General features: G+C 67.8%; 20 protein-coding genes. 3 read left to right on the top strand and 17 right to left on the bottom strand.

Going from position 1 to position 18796, the window contains the following annotated elements; translation table 11 throughout:
• Positions 1–139 precede the first annotated feature (139 nt).
• The 3 genes from ACIA75_RS09940 to ACIA75_RS09930 all read right to left on the bottom strand — a co-directional run bounded on the left by ACIA75_RS09940 (position 140) and on the right by ACIA75_RS09930 (position 1490).
• A complete protein-coding gene (locus ACIA75_RS09940) occupies positions 140–607 on the bottom strand; it encodes a DUF5994 family protein (RefSeq protein ID WP_397102020.1) in 468 nt (155 codons plus the stop codon).
• On the bottom strand, positions 604–1197 hold the full coding sequence (locus ACIA75_RS09935) for a DUF5994 family protein (protein WP_397102018.1): 594 nt from the start codon (positions 1195–1197) through the stop codon (positions 604–606). Before ACIA75_RS09935 ends, ACIA75_RS09940 begins: the two co-directional genes overlap by 4 nt.
• Positions 1198–1340: 143 nt before the next feature.
• Complete coding sequence (locus ACIA75_RS09930) at positions 1341–1490, bottom strand: hypothetical protein (protein ID WP_397102016.1); 150 nt, start codon at positions 1488–1490, stop codon at positions 1341–1343.
• A gap of 164 nt (positions 1491–1654) precedes the next feature.
• On the opposite strand from ACIA75_RS09930, the gene ACIA75_RS09925 reads away from it, so the two are divergent.
• Positions 1655–1921: a hypothetical protein gene (locus tag ACIA75_RS09925; RefSeq protein ID WP_033244774.1), complete on the top strand. Its 267-nt coding sequence runs from the start codon at positions 1655–1657 to the stop codon at positions 1919–1921.
• Between the two features lie 47 nt (positions 1922–1968).
• Entirely contained in the window at positions 1969–2364 is a 396-nt protein-coding gene (locus ACIA75_RS09920) for a PIN domain-containing protein (protein ID WP_397102013.1), read from the top strand.
• Positions 2365–2509: 145 nt separating this feature from the next.
• On the opposite strand, the gene ACIA75_RS09915 is transcribed toward ACIA75_RS09920, so the two are convergent.
• The 6 genes from ACIA75_RS09915 to ACIA75_RS09890 form a co-directional block, all read right to left on the bottom strand.
• Positions 2510–3004, bottom strand: a complete 495-nt coding sequence (locus ACIA75_RS09915) for an SRPBCC domain-containing protein (protein WP_397102011.1) — start codon at positions 3002–3004, stop codon at positions 2510–2512.
• Between the two features lie 486 nt (positions 3005–3490).
• Complete coding sequence (locus ACIA75_RS09910) at positions 3491–4693, bottom strand: cytochrome P450 (protein ID WP_397102009.1); 1203 nt, start codon at positions 4691–4693, stop codon at positions 3491–3493.
• 27 nt (positions 4694–4720) lie between these two features.
• Entirely contained in the window at positions 4721–5695 is a 975-nt protein-coding gene (locus ACIA75_RS09905) for a PDR/VanB family oxidoreductase (RefSeq protein ID WP_397102007.1), read from the bottom strand.
• Between the two features lie 98 nt (positions 5696–5793).
• Entirely contained in the window at positions 5794–6555 is a 762-nt protein-coding gene (locus ACIA75_RS09900) for an IclR family transcriptional regulator (protein ID WP_397102005.1), read from the bottom strand.
• Positions 6556–6809: 254 nt separating this feature from the next.
• Complete coding sequence (locus ACIA75_RS09895; RefSeq protein ID WP_397102003.1) at positions 6810–7442, bottom strand: MBL fold metallo-hydrolase; 633 nt, start codon at positions 7440–7442, stop codon at positions 6810–6812.
• 64 nt (positions 7443–7506) lie between these two features.
• Entirely contained in the window at positions 7507–8592 is a 1086-nt protein-coding gene (locus ACIA75_RS09890; RefSeq protein WP_397102001.1) for an S-(hydroxymethyl)mycothiol dehydrogenase, read from the bottom strand.
• A 273-nt stretch (positions 8593–8865) separates the two neighbouring features.
• Between ACIA75_RS09890 and ACIA75_RS09885 the strand changes: the two genes are divergently transcribed.
• On the top strand, positions 8866–10116 hold the full coding sequence (locus ACIA75_RS09885; protein WP_397103439.1) for a response regulator transcription factor: 1251 nt from the start codon (positions 8866–8868) through the stop codon (positions 10114–10116).
• A gap of 182 nt (positions 10117–10298) precedes the next feature.
• Here the strand turns inward: ACIA75_RS09885 and ACIA75_RS09880 are convergent, their stop codons facing one another.
• The 8 genes from ACIA75_RS09880 to ACIA75_RS09845 are packed head-to-tail and all read right to left on the bottom strand — an operon-like array spanning position 10299 to position 18772.
• Positions 10299–11252 (bottom strand): LysR family transcriptional regulator, encoded by a 954-nt coding sequence (locus ACIA75_RS09880; protein ID WP_397101999.1) that lies wholly within the window; start codon positions 11250–11252, stop codon positions 10299–10301.
• A gap of 45 nt (positions 11253–11297) precedes the next feature.
• Positions 11298–12347: an amidohydrolase family protein gene (locus ACIA75_RS09875; RefSeq protein WP_397101997.1), complete on the bottom strand. Its 1050-nt coding sequence runs from the start codon at positions 12345–12347 to the stop codon at positions 11298–11300.
• Positions 12344–13465 carry an FAD-dependent monooxygenase gene (locus ACIA75_RS09870; protein ID WP_397101995.1) on the bottom strand — a complete coding sequence of 374 codons (1122 nt, stop codon included), beginning with the start codon at positions 13463–13465 and terminating at the stop codon, positions 12344–12346. The genes ACIA75_RS09875 and ACIA75_RS09870 overlap by 4 nt, the downstream gene beginning before the upstream one ends.
• Positions 13466–13496: 31 nt before the next feature.
• On the bottom strand, positions 13497–14510 hold the full coding sequence (locus ACIA75_RS09865) for a cyclase family protein (RefSeq protein ID WP_397101993.1): 1014 nt from the start codon (positions 14508–14510) through the stop codon (positions 13497–13499).
• Positions 14507–15493 carry a fumarylacetoacetate hydrolase family protein gene (locus tag ACIA75_RS09860; RefSeq protein WP_397101991.1) on the bottom strand — a complete coding sequence of 329 codons (987 nt, stop codon included), beginning with the start codon at positions 15491–15493 and terminating at the stop codon, positions 14507–14509. The genes ACIA75_RS09865 and ACIA75_RS09860 overlap by 4 nt, the downstream gene beginning before the upstream one ends.
• Entirely contained in the window at positions 15490–16803 is a 1314-nt protein-coding gene (gene eno, locus ACIA75_RS09855; protein ID WP_397101989.1) for a phosphopyruvate hydratase, read from the bottom strand. The genes ACIA75_RS09860 and eno overlap by 4 nt, the downstream gene beginning before the upstream one ends.
• On the bottom strand, positions 16800–17783 hold the full coding sequence (locus ACIA75_RS09850) for a phosphotransferase family protein (protein ID WP_397101987.1): 984 nt from the start codon (positions 17781–17783) through the stop codon (positions 16800–16802). Before ACIA75_RS09850 ends, eno begins: the two co-directional genes overlap by 4 nt.
• On the bottom strand, positions 17780–18772 hold the full coding sequence (locus ACIA75_RS09845) for a C-terminal binding protein (protein ID WP_397101985.1): 993 nt from the start codon (positions 18770–18772) through the stop codon (positions 17780–17782). The genes ACIA75_RS09850 and ACIA75_RS09845 overlap by 4 nt, the downstream gene beginning before the upstream one ends.
• Positions 18773–18796: the final 24 nt, after the last annotated feature.

Below are 18796 nucleotides of genomic sequence, written 5' to 3'. Positions count from 1 at the left end.
TTCAACAAAACTCAACGCGTAGAGCACAGACTCGGCTCATTCCACTCAGCACATCCAACACACGCGGTGCAGACGGCGAAATCTCAGGGAAGGGCCGAATCCGAACGCCCCGGACCAGGCCCTGCTCTGGCAGGCCGATTCAGGATTTCGGATGGTTCGCGACGGTGGTCACGGCCTTGCGCATCTGCGCTTCTGCAAGGTCTGGGGCGGTGGCGGGGTCGATCACCAGTAGCCGTATGCGCCGATTGCGCGGACCGAATACGTACATCACCTGGCTCGGCTGGCCCGGAAGCGGTCCGGCGATCTCGATCCCGTCAGGAGGATCGATGGCCCGTTGGGCCACGCTGAGCACGTTCCAGTCGAACGCGATTCCGGTGGTCGCCCCGAGCCGGGTGGTGAGGGCGGCAATCAGGTCGTGCAGTTCGGTGGTCAGGTTGTCGGTTCTGGGCCACCACGCGCCGTCGACGCCCTCGGCGGGCGCCTCGGGGGCGCCGAGCAGCAGTCGCGGTGTGCGGGTGGGCGCGGCGAATGGTTGCTCGCCACCGGAGGCGGGCCGGGATCGGTCCCGATCACGGCCGCTGCCCGGACTGTATGGGTTCTGCGTCATATCAAGCTCCTGGCATTGCCCGGGATCGGGCCGAGGATGACGGGCCGGGATGGCTGGTCATCGTGACCGCCTTCGTCGTCCCAGCGACGCAATGCGGCCGCGTTCTCGGTGCGCTCGCGGCGGTGCCGGCTGTCGGCTGCGATCAATTCTCCGGCGGTGAGTTCGTTTCCCGGTCGAGACGCGGCGGCCAGCAGCGCCCACGCGGTGGCTTCGTCTGCGCGCGCGGGGATGACCAGCAGCACGAGGCGGGTGCGGTCCAAACCCAGGAAGCAGAGAGTGTGGGCGGGTAGATGCCGGTAACCGTCCAACCGAACCGAACGCCCACCCACCGCCGTACGCCTCGGCGCCGGTCGCCAAGCATCCATGTTGTACATGATGCGATCGACTACACCCATTCGTCCGGACTGCAGCGCCTCGAGCTCTGCCAGTTCGGTGACCAGGTCATCGGTGCGAGGCCACCAGGCTCCGTCTATTGCCCCGGGCCGGGGTGCTCTCGGTGTCGGCAACCGCCGCGATTCGGGCGGCGGGCCGCTGCGGAGGGACACGCGTGCAGAACCGCCCAGTTGAGCCTGCTCGTTCAGTGACGTCATCACGACGCTCCTGACTGGGACCGCGCCGCGGCCCCTGTTGATTCGCCGGGTGCGGCGAGCCCATCAATGTCTCGTACGAAGTCCCCGGCTTCTTCATTCTATCTTGCTATCCGACCTGATCAGCGACCTCGCCGGCGCCAGGATCAAAGCCATTCGTCGATATCGGGTCCGGCCCCGTCACAGCGAACCGAGCGGTTCTGTGCCGCATTCGTTGCGGCGCCGGCGACCGGGGTGATGAGCCGAAGGGTCAGGGTGGCGGCGGCGCCGGTGACCTCGACAGTGCGCGCGGGCATATGCCGGTATCCGTCGAGCCTAGTCCGCCGCCCGCCGCTGACCATTTCCCGTGGTGTGCTGGTCCACTCGTAAATACCGGCCCGTCCTCGGCGTCTGGACGAGGCTGGATCACAATCCGGAGCTTACGCCGTCGAGCACACCGCCCGTGTGCCATACTTAAAGTATGGCAACCCGGAAGATTACTGTCACCGTGCCGGAAGAACTCGTCGAATCGATCAAGGGCCGGGTCGACTCGCGGGGAGTGTCCGGCTACATCGCTGCCGCTGCCGCACATCGCGATGCCATGGACCGGCTGCGGGAGCTGGCCGAACAGATCGAGGAAGAATACGGTCCACTGTCGGAGGAGGAGCAGCAGGCCGCGCTCGATCGGATCGCCGCCCTCGACGAATGGCATGACGAACACGGTGCACGTCCCGGCAGTGCCGCGTGAACCGGACACGACGAGCGGCAGCGCATCAGCCACGGCAACGTGTCTTCGTGTTCGACTCCGAGGCATTGGTCAAGGCAGTCCAGGGTGACCGGGAGATCGCCGCGCTCATCAAAACCGCACCGCAACTCGATATCCCGATCGTCACGTCAGCCCTGACCACGCTGGAAGCGTGGAACCCGAGAGACGGATCCAAGCAGGCCCTGTGGAGTTGGACGTTGTCACGAATCCGCGTGGTACACACCGATGACCACGTAATCGCATCCGCGCGGGACATGTTGAGGAACGCCGGACTACACGGGCACAAATACGCCATCGACGCCGTCCTCGCGGCTGTCGCCGAGCGAGAGTCGGCCAGAGGGTCCGAAACCACCGTATTCACCTCCGACACCGACGACCTGAACCAACTTCTGGCGGGCCGGCCTGTGCGGGTGGAAAAGGTCTGAGAGGGCATTCCGGCAACTCGGACGCGCCTCGATCCGAGCAGAACCCGTCCCCCGCTGAGCACCCCCACCACGTGAGAGATACCGATCGAACCGCACCTGCCGAATCTGGGCATCGGTGGTCGCGGCGCCGACGCCGGGACCGGCGTTACCGAGCGGTCCCGGGCTGCGGAGTTTTCAGTCCGCCCCGGGCCTGTCCAAACCGAATACCGCATAGCGTTTTCGAGTTCGGCGATCCGTTCTGGGCCCGGGTCCTCGACCGAGCCCGTCTCCATGAGTTCGCACAGGCTGTCGAGACAGACGTGGAGCCGGACGCGGTGCCGGTGTGGCCGCGGGGGCCGGGCGCGCCCAAGCGGACGGCGCAGACCAGTCGGGTACCGGCCCGGTCCGGTTCGAGGTCGAAGCGCAGATGCTCGTCCTCCCAGAGGAATTCGAAGAGCCGCGGCGGGTCCCAGGTGAGGATGCGGCCGGTGAGCACGGGGTCGTCGAGGTCGACACCGGCCTGCTCCAATTCCGCCCCCGCGCGGTCCACCGATTCGGGCCAGAACGGCAACTGGATCTCCGCACCCGCGCATCGCTCACCGACGATATCGGCCGGAAGCCAGTGGCGCAGATGCTCGGATTCGGTGAGAGCCCGCCACACCTTCTCGGAAGGATGGTTCAGGACGCGCTCGTAGCGAAGGCCCGGGGCGGGTCCCCGTCACGCAGGACTTCGCCGAGCCGGTCGGTCCTGGTCACTCCCTGATGCAGACCGGCACCGCAGACGGACGCGGGGATAGTTTGCAGCCATTTATCTACCATTCCGCGGCTTTGTACGAATTCGGCCCCCGACCGTTCAGATGAAACCGATGGTCAGGTGCCTGTTTCTGCTCCCCCAACTGGACTCGAACCAGTAACCTGCCGTTGCGAACTTCGGTCAAGGTGCTGGTCACACGAAGAAGTTCGTAGGGGCATATGGTTCTGGGGTCAAATAAGAACGCACGATATCTCTGTGCACCCTGCAGGTTCGCGTACGGAACCCCCGATCACGCCCGGAATGTTTGGCGAAATTTTGGGGAAGGGTCGAATCCGAACGGCCCGCCGACAACCCTTCCGCGGATCGGCCGAGCGGTATTCGGAGCATCGGAGTTCAGTTCGGTATCACTCGGACCGGAACCGACTTCCACGACCGCAGGGTGTTGTTGAGATGCCGTTCCGCCGGGCCGGCCGGTTCGATAGTTTCCACCCGCGTGACGAGTGCTGTCAGCAATGCTTCGGATTCGAGTCGGGCGACGTGCTGTCCGACGCATTGGTGGATCCCCATGCCGAACCCGACATGCCCGGAAGGATTGCGGTGCACGTCGAAGGTGTCCGGGTTTTCCCAGCGACGGGGGTCGCGGTTGGCGGCGCCGAGGAACATCAGGATCTTTCGGCCGTCCGGGATCAGTACGCCGCCGACTTCGATATCGCGTGTGGTTGTTCGGAAGAACGTTTGTACCGGTGATTCCCAACGCACCGCCTCGTCGAATGCGGTGCGGGCGAGCATCGGATTCGCTCGCACGCGCTCCCACTGGTCCGGGTGGCCGGCGAAGGCGTAAAGGACCGCGGCGAGGCCGTTGGCGGTGGTGTCCACTCCCGCCGAAAGCAAGGACCGGACGATCAGCGGCGCCTGTTCGTAGGTGATGTCCCCGCGGTCGGCGGCCGCCCAGATCTGCGCACCGAACCCCTCTTCGGACAATGCCTCACGGGTGCACTGCGCGTTCACCCACGCCGACAACTCCGCGACCCGCGGAGCTCCCTTCTCGACGAGGCTGTTGACCGGGCCGAAAGCGTTGAACAAGTGGTCGCCGTAGGGCAGCAGGTTCTCGCGGCCTGCCTCGGGAATACCCACGGCATCGGGAAAGACCCGCAGCGGGAACGCCGCCGCCAGCCGGGTGACCGCGTCGAACTCGGTGCCCGCTTCGAGGACCTGGTCTACGAGGGCCTCGGCATCCGCCAGCCAGGAGGCGCGCAGTTTCTGCAGCGCTCGCGGGCCGAGGACCTTGCTCAGCACCGCCCGTGGTGCGTCGTGGTACGGCGGATCGGCCTCGAGCAGCAGGCTCGGTGGCCGCCAGGGCTTTTCGTACCGGAAGTTGCTCAACCCGACACCGGCGGCGGACTGGAATCCCTGCCAGTCGGTCAGTGCGGCATGCACCTGTTCGTAGCGGCCCATCGCGAACACGTCGTAGCGGTCGAGATAGACCACCGGGCCGGCATCACGCAGATCGGCTTGGAACGGCAACGGATTCTCGAGTATGTCGAGGCCGAAGGGGTCGATATGGCTGACAGGCGCATGGGAGGCGAATGTGGTCACAGGAGGGTCCTTCGTCGGCGGCGCGGGTCAGAGGTCGAGGACCAGGCGGTCGGAACAGGCGCGGGACACGCAGATGAACATGCATTCCCCCGCCGATCGGGCGTCGTCGTCGAGGATCGAGTCGCGGTGATCGGGCGCTCCGGACAGGACAGTGGTCTCGCAGGTGCCGCACGTGCCTTCGCGGCAGGACGAAAGGACATTCACCCCGGCCCGGGCGACGGTTTCGAGAACGCTGGTGTCCGGGGTGACTGTCACGGTCAGCCCGGTCCGGGCGAGTTCGACGACGAATGGGGTGGTGCGGGCCGGCGCACCCTGCTGCTTCGGCACGAACCGTTCGGTCCGCAGTTTGCCGGCAGGCCAATCTGCGCAACAGGTGTCGACCGCGCGCAGCAACGGTTCAGGGCCGCAGGCATACACTTTCGCGTCGGAAGCGGCCGCGGCGGCCAACGGGGCCGGTAAGTCGAGTAGCCCGTATTCGTCCTGGGGTGTCACCCTCACCCGGTCGCCGTACCCTGCGAGTTCGTCGAGGAAGGCCATCGACGAGCGGGTTCGCCCGCCGTAGAGCAGTTTCCAGGGGATGTCCATGAGCTGGGCTTGCGCGATCATCGGAATCAGTGGCGTGATCCCGATACCGCCGGCGACGAACAGGTATTCCGGTGCCGGCGCCAAGGCGAAATTGTTGCGTGGGCCGCCCACACCCACAATGTCGCCGACCGCGAGTTCGTCATGAATGTAGGCGGAGCCGCCGCGGCCGTCCCGCTCCCGCAGGATGCCGACGCGATAGCTGTAGGCATCCCAGCGGTCTCCGCACAGTGAGTACTGCCGCGTCACACCGGAGGGGAGCATCAGGTCGATATGTGCTCCGGGTGCCCAATCCGGCAGTCTCCGATCGCCGGGGTGGCGCAGCGTCAGCGCCACAACCCCCTCGGCCACAGTCTCTTTCGCCGCGACACGTAACACCGAGCCCGCCGGTGTCCCGGAGGCGGCACAACTCTGAGCCATCTGAACTCCTCGATCTCGTCTTCACATCGAGGATCGTTCGACCGGCTACCCCGGCTCCAGATCATTCTTGATAGTTGAGAGAAAAATTGTGTGCCCTATCACTGTGCGGGCGGAATGTGAGATGCGATAACCCGGGAGATCCCACGGGCGGCGGCCTGCAATGCCGGGATCTGCGCGTAGGCAGCGGCGTCGTTGGGAACGATCAGCGCCGCCGCCGCGATCACGGTGCCCTGCGCGTTGTGGATCGGTACCGCGATTCCGGTGGTTTCCGGGTAGATGTGACCGGGACAGAAGGCGTAGCCCTGCCGACGGACCTCGGCCAGTGCGGACCGAAGCTGACGCGCGGTCCGGATGGTCTTGTCCGTGTATACCTTCATGGGCCGGCGCAGCACCCGTTCCTGCAACTCGACCGGTCCGTAGGCGAGCAGGACCAGGCCTGACGACGAAGCGTGCAACGGTAACCGGCCGGCGAGCCGCGAATAGTTGACGGCCGCGCCGGAGGCGGTGAGCCGCTCGATGAACAACACCTCGTCACCTTCGAGGACCGCGAGCTGGGTGTGCTGACCCACCACGGCGTGCAGGTCCTCCAGAAAGGGCATGGCGGCCTCGCGCAACCCGACAGTCGCCGATGCCCGCGAGGCCACCTCCCACAACCGGACCCCGATCCGCACCTGCCGGTTCTCGCGCTCCAGCCAGCCGCAGCCGACCAATTCCTCGATCAACCGGGAAGCGGTCGCGACGTGCAGGCCGGACCGCCGGGCGATCTCCGAGACGGTCAAGGTCGAATCGCCCACTCCGAACGACTCCACGATTCGCACTGCCCGGGCCAGCGCCGATTCGCCCGTATGCACACGAGCCATGAAACCTGCCCTTCCCGCCTCGACCAGTACACCTATCCAGACCATGGACCGCCGACGGCGAAACTCAGCGCGCTGATAATTCGACGTCGCCGCGGAGATTCATCCGCACTCCGGACCGTACCGGCCAACGTGTCGGCCAGGTCAGCGCACGCGCGCTCACGCTCACGCTCACCGTCATATCCGGACCATTGTCCGGCTACCGCTCACCTGTCAGGGCAACCGTCGTTCTGGGGCCGGTGCCACCGACGTAGCGTTCAGTGGCCGCGGGCGATCCATTCGGCCAGGTGCGGCGCTTCGGTGCCGATCGTGGTGTGGTCGCCGTGGCCGGTGTGGACCCGCGTGTGTTCGGGGAGGGTGAGCACGCGATCGCGAATGGAACCGATGATGGTGGGGAAATCGGAGAACGACCGTCCGGTGGCACCCGGCCCCCCGGCGAACAGAGTGTCGCCGGAGAACAGGGCATCGGCCTCGGGCAGGTAGAGGCATACCGATCCCGGGGAGTGCCCGGGCGTGTGGATGATATGCATTTCGGTTCCCGCCACGGCGATGCGCTGTTCGTCGGTGAGCGACCAGTACTTCTGGCCCGGGTGCGTCTGCTGCCAGAGCGGATCGTCGCCGGGATGTATCAGGACGGGCGCACAGGTGTCCTCGCCGAACTGCGGGGCGAAGGTGACGTGATCATTGTGCCCGTGGGTACACACGACGGCGACGACGTTCCGGTCGCCGATGGCATCAACGACCGGACCGGGGTCATGGGCCGCGTCGACCACCACGACCTCGTCGTCATCGCCGACCACCCACACATTGTTGTCGACCTCCCAGGCGCCGCCGTCGAGTTCGAACAACCCGGAGGTCACCACCCGGTCGATGCGGAGCTGTCCACTCACGACTCCGCTCCACTCCGTCGTTCGCGATGCGCGCTGTATTGATGGTTCACTCGCTGACGCTCGCTCACAGCACGACAACCGATCGCAACACGCTGCCCTCGTGCATGGTGTGGAATGCCTGCTCGACTTGATCGAGGCCGATGCGTTCGGTGACGAACTTGTCCAGTGGTAGGCGGCCCTGCAGATGCAGGTCGACCATCATCGGAAAGTCCCGGTCCGGTAGGCAGTCGCCGTACCACGACGATTTCAGTGCACCGCCGCGGGAGAAGAAGTCGATCAGCGGCATCTCGAGCCGCATCTCGGGAGTGGGGACACCCACCAGGACCACGGTTCCGGCGAGGTCGCGGGCGTAGAACGCCTGACGCCAGGTTTCGGGGCGGCCGACCGCGTCGATGACGACATCGGCGCCGAATCCGCCGGTGAGTTCCTGGATGGCTTCGACGGTGTCCGAGGTACCGGCGTCGACGGTGTGGGTGGCGCCGAGATCGGTGGCCCACGCCAGTTTCCGCTCGTCGCGGTCCACCGCGATGATGGTGGACGCTCCGGCCAGGCGGGCGCCGACGATGGCCGCGTCGCCGACGCCGCCGCAGCCGATCACCGCCACCGAATCGCCGCGGCCGACGTTGCCGGTGTTCACCGCGGCGCCGAAGCCGGCCATGACACCGCAGCCGATCAGGCCGGCAACGGCCGGATCGGCGGCCGGATCCACTTTGGTGCATTGGCCCGCGTGGACGAGGGTTTTGTCGGCGAACGCGCCGATACCGAGCGCGGGGGTCAGTTCGGTGCCGTCGGTGAGTGTCATCTTCTGCGCGGCGTTGAAGGTATCGAAGCAGTATTGCGGCCGACCGCGTTTGCAGGCCCGGCAGCTACCACAGACCGCCCGCCAGTTCAGGACCACGAAGTCCCCGACTTTCACGGAGTCGACTCCGGCACCGATGCTCTCGACCGTGCCGGCTGCTTCGTGGCCGAGCAGGAACGGGAACTCGTCGTTGATACCGCCCTCGCGGTAGGTGAGATCGGTGTGGCACACCCCGCACGCGGCGACGGCGACAACAACCTCGCCCGGGCCGGGATCGGGGATGACGATATCGGTCAGTTCGACCGGGGCACCCGGCTTCCGGGCGATGACCCCGCGGACCTGCTGCGGCATGACTGGTGGATCCTCCGATGCATTTCGACGGTCGAAGCGAGGCGTTCGACTCGCCTGCTTCGACCGAACGTATCTCTCGATGGGCCGTGATGAACCTGGTCGGAAGACGAGGAAAACCTGTCCACTCGGCGAGTGCGCTCCCCTGGGCTTCCTAGACTCTGAGCGGTGGATACATCGTCGCCTCACCTGTCCGGTTATCCGGCCGGACTCCTGCCCGCCGCCCGCCGCCCGGCGGTAGCCGCCACCGAGGAGTGCGTGGCGTTGCTGTGTGGTCTGCGCGAGGTTGTCGACGGGCCGCTCGTGGAAATCGCGCCCCGGCTGTCGCGATTCCTCGCCGACGGGTGGCCGCATCGGGCGCTGGTGATCTTCACCCGGGAATGCACCGGCCGGCCACGCAAGGTGGCCGGTGACCAGGACATCGTCGATCGAATCACCCTCGCAGAGCTCGACGAGCTGAAATCGGAGGTCGAACCGGGCGGCGCCTACGCCGGTGCGGCGGTGCTCACCGGCACCCGGCTGTGGGTGTGGGCGATCCGGGACCCCTCCGACACCCTGCTGGTCCTCTTCCCCCGCGATCAGCGCGGAATACCGCGACCTCCCGAGCTCATGGCCGCCTTCGGGCTGGTCGCGACCTCGATCCGACAGCAGGTCGCCCAGGCCAGCCCCGACTACCTGGCCGAGTCACGGGCGGCCTCCAGCGCGCGGACCCGCGCGATCGCCGAACTGACCGCCTCGCATGAGGCCGTACTCGCCGCACTGCTGCTCACCTTGCGTTCGCCGGGCTTGGACGACGCGCGGGCACGCGCCACCGCGACAGCAACAGCCTCGGACGCACTGATCGCGCTGCGCTCGGAGCAGGCCACCGACCGGGCATTGTCCGAAGAAGCCCCGGCCGCGGCGTTCGAACGACTACGCCGCGAGCTGGGGCCGCTGTTGCATCATCGCCACATCACGGCGGACTACAGTGCGCCACCCCTCGACGGCCGCCCGATACCGGGCGAGGTCGCCCACGGCGCGCGAGCCGTGACACAGTCGGTGGTACTTGCGTTCGCGGCTCAGCCCCAGCTCGACCGGCTGCGCATTGCGTGGGGATGTGCAGCCGGAGCGCTCGTCATCGAGATTCGCGACAATGCGGCGGGGCGCTTGGATTCGTCGAGCGTACGCCGCGGGCTGGAGGGCAGGGTGCGCACGCTATCCGCAGAGGTGGATGTCGAGGTGGTTGCGGATTGGGGCAGCCGGGTGACGGTCCGGCTACCGTTGGATCCGCCCGCGGCGCCGCCGGATCTGCCCGGGCTGGCGATCCTGAACCGCCGGGAACGTGAGGTCTTATCACTGGTAGCGGCCGGGATGCGGAACAAGGCCATCGCGACGGAACTGGGTGTCGCCGAGAGCACCGTCAAGTTCCATGTCGCGGGCCTGCTGAAGAAACTCGAGGTGTCCTCCCGTGGAGAAGCGGCTGCAATCGGTATGCAGGCTGGATTGATACGCCGCTCCGGGGCAGTCGATGCTTTCCGAGCTCGGTAGTCCAGCGGTCGGTCGTGATCGGTGCGCCGGGACAGAGCCTCCCTTTTCGCGCCGTGTACGCGATGGCCGTGCCGCGCGGCGGGACGCGAAGTCGCGTACTCGGCGACGATGGTCGAACAGTATCTACGAGCCGGACGAACCGGCGAATGAGCTCGGACCGGCGGCGGTCCGGGAGCGGCGGCTCAGGGCTTCGGCGGCCCGATCCGGACCGGATGAATCGGTCCGGTGTCTTCGTCGCGGATTTCGCGGCAGACCTGCTGGATCGACTCACGCAGCCACGTGTTGGCGGGGTCGGTGGTGTGCAGGGGATGCCAGAACATGGCCTCCACGACCGGTATCTCGAGCTCGGCCACGAATTCCACGACGGTCACCGACAGCCCGGTGGCCAAGCGGGTGGCCAGTAGGCGCGGGACCAGTGCCACGAGGTCGGTGCCTTCGACGAGGAACGGTAGGATCTGCCAGCCCGATACCCGGGCGGCCACGACGGGGGTGACACCGGCGTCGGCGAGGAACTGCATGGGTGGTGTCGTCACGCCGGGGCCGAATTCGCCGGCGGCGTGTGGCACGGCGGCGAGGTCGGCGAGGGTCAGTTCGGCGCGCTCGAGCAAGGGATTGCCGCTGTCCATGACGGCGACGAACTCGTCGCGGAACAACTGCCGGTAGCTGCCGCCGAAATCGAATCCCATCGGACCCACGAGGACATCCACCTGGCCGAATGCCTCAAGGCCGAGGTCGATTCCGGCGGTGGGGACAATTTCCACCGACACGTGGGGCGCCTGCCGGGCGATCAGGCCGCGCAACGGCCGGATCACGACCGTGGTCGCGTAGTCGGACGCGGCGAGGACGAAGGTGCGGTCGGTGTCCGCGGGATCGAACTCCGATCGCATCTGCATCGCGTCCTGGACCCGCGCCAGGGCCTCCTGGACGGCCGGTGCGAGACTGCGGGCGAACGCGGTCAAGGTGTACTCGCGTCCGGCGCGCACCAGGAGTTCGTCGTCGAAATGGCGGCGCAGCCGGGCCAGTGCCGCGCTCATCGCCGATTGGCTCAGGTGCACGCGTTCGGCGGCCCGGGAGACGTTGCGCAGTTCGAGCAGCGCGTGCAGATGCGGCAGCAGGTTCAGGTCGACTTCCTTCACCGGCACTCCTCCGCCCTGGCCACGGTGTCCTGTCCCTTCGAAACCCTACGTGACCAGGTCCTCCCGGTCTCCGGTGTCCGGCAGCAGGGCCGCGGCATTGCCGGACAGAACGGCCCGCACGACCTCGTCGGACAATCCTGCGTCCCGAACCGCACCGACGGGGTCGTCGGTTCCCATATCGAAGGGGAAATCCGAGCCGAGCAGCACACGCGTAGGGCCGGCCACCCGGATCAGCTCCGCGAGCTGCCCGCTGTCGTGGGTGAGCGAGTCGAACCAGAGCCGCCGCAGGTAGCTCGACGGCGGATGCTGACACGCGCGGGCTTCGGGCCGGACCCGCCAGGCATGGTCGGAGCGCCCGATGGTCGTCGGCAGGTACCCGCCGCCGTGTGCGGCGACCACGCGCAGACCGGGGTAGCGGTCGAGGACACCGCCGAAGATCAAGTGGGACAGTGCTACCGCGTTCTCGGCGGGTTGCGACACGGTGTTGGCCAGGTAGAACCGGTCGAGTCGTTCGTCGAGTGAGCACCCGAACGGATGCAGGAACACGACGGCGCCCGCCGTCTCGGCGGCCGCCCAGAACGGGTTCAGTGCCGGATCGGACAGTTCCACGGTGCCGGCCTGTCCGCCGGTAGCGGAGGCCCCGAAGGACCCGATCTCCACGCCTCGCAGTCCGCGGCCGAGGGCGTCGTCGAGGGCGGGAACCAGCTGTTCCGGATGCTGTAGCGGAGCGACACCCAATCCGAGGAGCCGGCCAGGGGCTCGGCCGACCAGCTCACCGATGGCCGCGTTCACGCGCTGGGCGACGTCCAGCGCGTCGTCCGGCCCGAGGAACGGGTAGTAGTGGGACGGCGACGGCGACACCAGCTGAACGTCGACCTGCGCGGCGTCCATCGCGGCCAGCCGGGTGGGCAGGTCGGTCAGGAGCTGCCACCGCTCACCGATCATGCGCCCCGATGCGGCAAGGGACTCGAATCCGTTGCGCCGTGCGTCGAGCTCTTTGGCGGCGGCGAGGCCCTCGGGGTCGAGTTCGGCGACGTAGGCTTCGACGGCCGGTAGCAGGACGTGCGCGTGCACGTCGACGATCGGCCCCGTCATGCCGGTTCCTTCACCATGTGCGCGACGCGCTGGATGACCTCGGCCACGTCGCCGCGATGGCCGTCGACCATCCACTGCACCAGCTGGGTGGAGGATTCCACCACGGTCCTGGCTCGGTCGAACCGGCGTTCGCGGAAGCGGGTGAACACCGCGTCGAGCGGTGCGTCACCGGCGAACAGTTCCTCGACGAGAACCGCGGCGTCTTCCAGGGCCATGGCCGCCCCCTGGGCGATCGTCGGCGGGCAGTTGTGGATGGCGTCACCGATCAGGACCACCCGGTCGCGATGCCAGGGGCCGTCGACGAGATGGGTGGTGAACCAGGTGTAGTTGGCCGGGGTGTTCTCGTCGATCGAGTCGGCGATCTGTTTCCACGGACCGCCGTAGCCGGCCGCGAGTTCCTTGACGATCAGCGGTCCCTGCGCGCTGTCGCGGACCTGGGCGTCCTCGACGATATAGGCGTAGATCGAATCGTCGCCGGTGGGGCAATATCCGGCGAGGTGGTGCGGGCCGCCGTAGATCAGGTCGGTGCGCACGACGTCCGCGGGACGCGGGACCACCACGCGCCAGGCACCTACGCCGGTGGGGCGAGGGACGATATCGATACCGAGCAGGCCCCGGGTGGGCGAGTTGATGCCGTCGGCGGCGATCAGTAGATCGTAGGACCTGCGATCCCCGGATGCCGTGACCGCGGTGGCGGTGTTCCCGGACGAGTCGATGCCCACGACATCGGCGCCGTATCGGATCCGGCCGCCGGCCACGTCGAGCCGGTCGCGCAGGATCGCGGCGAGTTCGGGCCGGTGCATTCCCACGGTCGCCGGCAGGTCGTCGCCGCCGGTCCGCACGTCGTTCATGACGACCAGAACGGTGGCTTCGGGGTCGGGGGCGCGCAGGCCGACGGTGTCGAAGGAGTACCCCCGGGACTCGATCCGGTCCCACACGCCCAGTTGGCGCAGGATGCGTAGCGCGTTGCCTTGCAGCGTGATTCCGGATCCGACTGTTCGGGGGGCGTCGGCGCGTTCGAGGATCTCGACATCGATACCGCGATCGGCCAGCAGGATACCGGCCGACAGTCCGGCGATACCGGCGCCGATGATTCCTACCTTCTTCGTTGAGGGCATGGGCGGGTGCCTTTCTAGCGTGTTTTCGTTGTCACACGACGGCGATGGGATTGACCGGTGACCCGACCGCGCCGGTGACCGGGAGCGGCGCGGCGACGAGGAATGCCTCGTATCGGCCGGTGCGGGCGCAGTATTCGGCGAGATCGTCGAGATTCCACATCTCACCGATGTAGAGACCCATATGGGGAATGACGATCTGGTGCAATGGCTGGAAGGCACCGTGCAACTCGGTGGGCCGCACCTCGAACCCCCAGGTGTCGGTGGCGATCGCCGCGATCTCCCGTTCGTGCAGCCACGGCGCGGAGCGGAACGACAGCCCGGGCGCGGCGCCGCCGGCGTAGTCGCCCCAGCCGTCACGGCGTGCCCGGCTGTACTGGCCGGTACGCACGAGCAGGATGTCACCGCGGCCGACCCGGGCCGAGACGCCCTGCTGGTCGATGATGCGATCGAGCAACTCGGGGGTGAGCGCGAACCCGTCGGGTAGTTCGGGATGTTCGAGTCCGAGTTCACCGGCCAGGGCGCGGCCGGCGTCGAGGAGTACGGCGCGGCCCACGATCCGGTCGGCGGCGGTTTCGATGCCGGTGACCTGGTCGCCTTCGGAGGTGACGACTCCCCCGGCGCGCCGGCCGTTCCAGGCGCGGCCGTGGTCGAAGATATGGCCGAGCCCGTCCCATTGCGTCGAGCACTGCAGCGGCATGGCGATCACATCGTCGGCCCCGCCGAAACCGAAGGGAAAGCCCTGGTCACCGTATTCGGCGTCCAGGCCGGTGTCGGTCATGGTGTGGACGGGGTTGGTCCGTCGCCGCCATCCCTTCTGCGGGCCTTCGGCGTCGAATGGTTGTGCCAGCGAGAAGGTCCGGCCGCTGGTGACGAGCCGGGCGGCCCGGACCCGCGCGCCCTCGTCGAGGAAGTTGAGCGTGCCGTGGACGTCGTCTTCGCCCCAGCGGCCCCAGTTGCTGCACCGGTGGGCCATCGCCTCGATAGTGGCGGCCGGGTTCGCCGGGTCGAAGACGGGCGAGGTATCCGTGGTGATGTCGGAGGTCATGCTGTGGCCTTCTTTCCCGGTGCTGCCCGGCAGATGTTGCGGAGGGTTCCGATTCCGCTGATGGATGCCTCCATCACGTCCCCGGGCGCCAGCCAGCGTTGCCACTTTCCGCCGTTGCCTGCCGGGCTGCCGGTGAGGATCAGGTCGCCGGGCAGCAAGGGAGTGATCGCGGAGGCCTGGGCGACGAGGGTCGGCACGTCGAAGAGCATGTTGGCGGCGCGGTCGTGTTGCATACGTTCGCCGTTGAGCCGGAACTCGATCTCGAGATCCCGGTAGTCGCCGAGGTTCTCGGCCGGGATCACGAAGGGTCCCACGGGCAGGAATGTGGGCCGGTTCTTCGCGCGCAGCCAGTCCCCGCCGAGTGGCCGGTGTTCGGCGGGGAATTGCAGGTCGCGGGCACTGACATCGTTGGCAACGGTGTAGCCGGCCACGAAGTCGAGGGCGTTCTCACGCGCGACGTTGTCGGCGACCGCCCCGATGACGACGGCGAGTTCGGCCTCCCAGTCGGTCCGGTCGGATTCGGGAACGAGCAGGACATCGTCGTCGGCGCCGCACATGGCCGAGGCCAGCCCGGTGAAGAAGAACGGGCTGCCCGTCCGGGCTCGCTCGTCCATCATCGCCGCGGCGGCGGCCTCGAGCTCTTCCTCGGTGCGGGTGTCGTCGGCGGCTTTGCCGGAGACGATGATCTCGGCGACATGGCTGCGGTAGTTCGCTCCCGCCTGGAAGATGTGGCGGGGTCGGACCGGCGGCAGAATACGCAACTGCGCCAACGGTTTACCCTCGGTCGCCGCGTGCGCCGCGATATCGGGTAGTGCGGTGCGCACGGTATCCCAGGCGTCGAAGATATCCGCGGTGGTGACTATCCCGGGCCCCAGTCGCTCCGGCGCGATCTCGACCACCCGGTCCCCCGCGACCACTCCGGCGAATGTTCTCGTGCCGTCGGCGAAGGTACCCAGCCCGTAGCCTTCGACCACCCTGTTCATGCCAGGGCCCGATCGCCGGACGGGGCCGCGATGGCGGCGGCACCCGCGTACTCGATCCGGTCGCCGAGCTGAGCTTCGATCTGCAACAGCCGATTCCATTTCGCGGTGCGTTCGGAGCGCATGGTGGAGCCGACCTTGATCTGACCGGTCCGCCAGCCCAGTGCCAGATCGGCCAGCCACGCGTCCTCGGTTTCCCCGGACCGCGCGGAAAGCACGGTGCGGTAGCCGTTGTCCTGCGCCAGCCGCACCACCGTGCAGGCGTCGGAGAGGGTGCCGGTCTGATTGGGTTTGACGAGCACGGCGTTGGCGACCTTGTCCCGGATACCGCGACCCAGCCGTTCGGCGTCGGTGACGAAGAAGTCGTCACCGAGCAGTTGCCGGTGGCCGAGTCGTTCGGTCGCCCGCGCCCAGCCGTCCCAGTCGTCTTCGCCGAGTGCGTCTTCCAAGGAGACGATCGGATACTGCGCGCACCAGTCGGCGAGCTCGTCGACCAGTTCGGCCGCGCTGAGCCGGCGGTTCCCTTCGGCGGCCAGTACGTAATGCCCGTCTTGTGTGAGGAATTGAGTGGCGGCGATATCGACCGCGACCCCGATGTCCGCGCCGGGTTGCAATCCGGCGCGTTCGATTCCGGCGACCACCATGTCCAGCGCGGCCCTGTTGGTCGGCAATACGGGTCCGAGCCCGCCTTCGTCGGCGATCAGCGCGACCGAGTGACCGCGCTCGGCCAGCACGTCGGCGGTGCCCTGGCGGACCCGGGCGCTGTATTCGATGGCCTCGGCAAACGACTGCGCCCCGACCGGGACGGCGAGGAAGTCCTGCACATCGATCGAGCGGCCGGCATGGGCGCCACCGGAGATGATGTTGACCATCGGCAGTGGCAGCAGCGGCTCGTGTTCCGCTGCCGCGACCAGCCGGTAGAGCGGGATGCGCTGGGCATCGGCGGCGGCCAGCGCGGTCGCGACCGAAACCGCCAGCACGGCATTGGCGCCCACCTCCCCCAGGTCCGGGGTGCCGTCGGCCGCCCGCAGCGCGGTATCGACCGCGCCGCGGTCGAGGGCATCCAGGCCCCGCACGGCCTCGGCGAGGATCGTGGTGGCGTTCGCAACGGCCCGCTGCACGCCCTGCCCAGAGTAGCGGGCGCCGCCGTCGCGCAACTCCCGCGCCTCGTGGCGGCCGGTCGAGGCCCCGGACGGGACGTACGCCTGCCCGCGCGCACCGCCTGCGAGCAGCACCTCGCATCCGACGGTGGGTTTGCCGCGTGAGTCGAGTCCTTCCCAGGCGGTGATCTCGCGGATAGCGGTGTCGGTCATGCGAGGAGCCTCCAAGCGTCCGGTAGGGAATGAGGGGGATCGCCGAGCAACCGGCGGCCGAGCGAGCGCGCGGCCACCTGTCCGGGTTCGTCGAGGTAGTCGACCGGGCTGCGCCCGTCCACGCGGGCCAGCACCAGGCAGCCGGTTTGGCGGATCAGCTGGGCCATCGACTCGGGATCTGTGCAGTTCCAGGCGTCGAGAAAGGTCGCCGCCGCCGCACGGTATCGTTCGCCGTAGTCGGGCCGGCGGATACTTTTGAGCAGCAGATGGCCGACGATCCAGGCCGGATCGAAGGCCGGGTCGCCCAGATGGGCGACTTCCCAGTCGATGACCCACATTTCCGCGTCGGAATCACCGACGAGCACATTCTTCGGTGAGTAGTCACCGTGCACCAGGCATTCGGTGGTTTCCGCCATGACCGCGATCGTCCGATCGATCTGCGGTGCGAGATCGGGGTACCGGCCGCGGATCTGCCGGTGAAACGGATCGACCCGAAGCTGCTCGAACGCGGTCCGCGAACCGAACTCCGCCCGCAGTGGGTCGACCCGGCCGGCGGTGCACTGTTGCAGTTTCGCCAGGAACTCACCGAGCCGGGCGGCGACGTGTACATCGATCACACCGGCCATCAGGTCGGCTTTCCAGGTGTGCCAGTGGTCGGGGGCCCGGCCGATGACGAGGAAACCGTCGGACAGATCCAGCACGGGCGGCACCGATTCCGGCGCGATCGTCGCGGCCAGGCGCAGCGCGCGGCCCTCGGTGGTCAGCCTGCCCACATCGGCTTCCCACTCCTGCCGGACCCGCAACCGGCTCAGCGCTCGTTTGACCACCGCATCGACACCCTCACCGGTAACCGCGACGACATCGTTGGAGACCCCGCCGGTGAGCGCCCGCACGGTCAAGCCCGCCTCGGAGGCGGCCAGCCCGCGGGCACGCAGATGCGCGGTGACCGTATCGGTCAGGTCGGCGTACTCGGTGCTCATCGCGCCAGCTCCGGGGTGCGCAGCGCCGGCGAAGCGAGAACCTCCGGATTGACGATCGATTCCGGCCGGCGACCGGCAAGCACATCGAGGACGTGCTCGGCCGCGGTACGCGACAGATCGGCCATCGACCCGTCGGAACTGAACGCATAGTGCGGGGTGAGCACGGCGTTGGCCATCGTCCGCAACGGGTGATCCGACGGCAGCGGTTCGGGTTCGGTGACATCGAGACCGGCACCGCCCAAACGACCACCCGAGAGCGCCGCGGTCAGCGCGGCCGTGTCGACCAGGCCACCGCGAGAAGTGTTGAGCAGCAGCGCTGTGGGCTTCATGAGCCCGAGCTCACGCGCGCCGACCAAGTGGTGTGTGGACGAGTTCAACGGCAGATGCAACGAAACGACATCGGCCGCCGCGAGCAATTCGTCGAGAGAACCCACCGCCGTGGCACCCTCGACCTCGCCGCCGTGGCGACGCAATGCCAGCACCTCCATCCCCAGCGCCGCGACCCGGGGAATCAGAGCAGAACCGATCGCACCCACACCGACAATGCCGAAGGTCTTCCCACGCAACCGGACCGGCACCGAGGCGAAACTGCGATTCCAGCGGCCCGCCGCGGTGTCGGCAGCGAACGGCACCAGCCGCCGCGCCAGTGCCAGCAGCAGCATCAACGTATGATCGGCAACCTCGTCCACGCAGTACACCGGCACATTCGTCACCACGATGCCCAGTTCACCGGCCCGCGCCACATCGATGTTGTCGACTCCCACGCCGAACCGTGCCACGGTCCGGCAGCGCGGCGCGTTGTCGAGCACCGCGGCGGGAACCTTCGCGAAGCAGGTCGCGATGGCGTCGACATCCGCGGCCAGAGCCGCCAGCGATGCCGGATCAGTGGACTCCGCCACCACCATCTCGACTCCGGCCGCGTCGAACACCGCACGCTCGACATCGACGGTGGCCGCGGGATGATCGGTGATCAGCACTCGGTAGGTCATGCCGACCTCCACGCACGGAACGGC

It is taken from the genome of Nocardia sp. NPDC051750 (assembly GCF_044453135.1).
Lineage (GTDB): Bacteria > Actinomycetota > Actinomycetes > Mycobacteriales > Mycobacteriaceae > Nocardia.
Note: the sequence above shows the minus strand (reverse complement) of the source record. Positions and strands in the feature narration are given on the sequence as shown.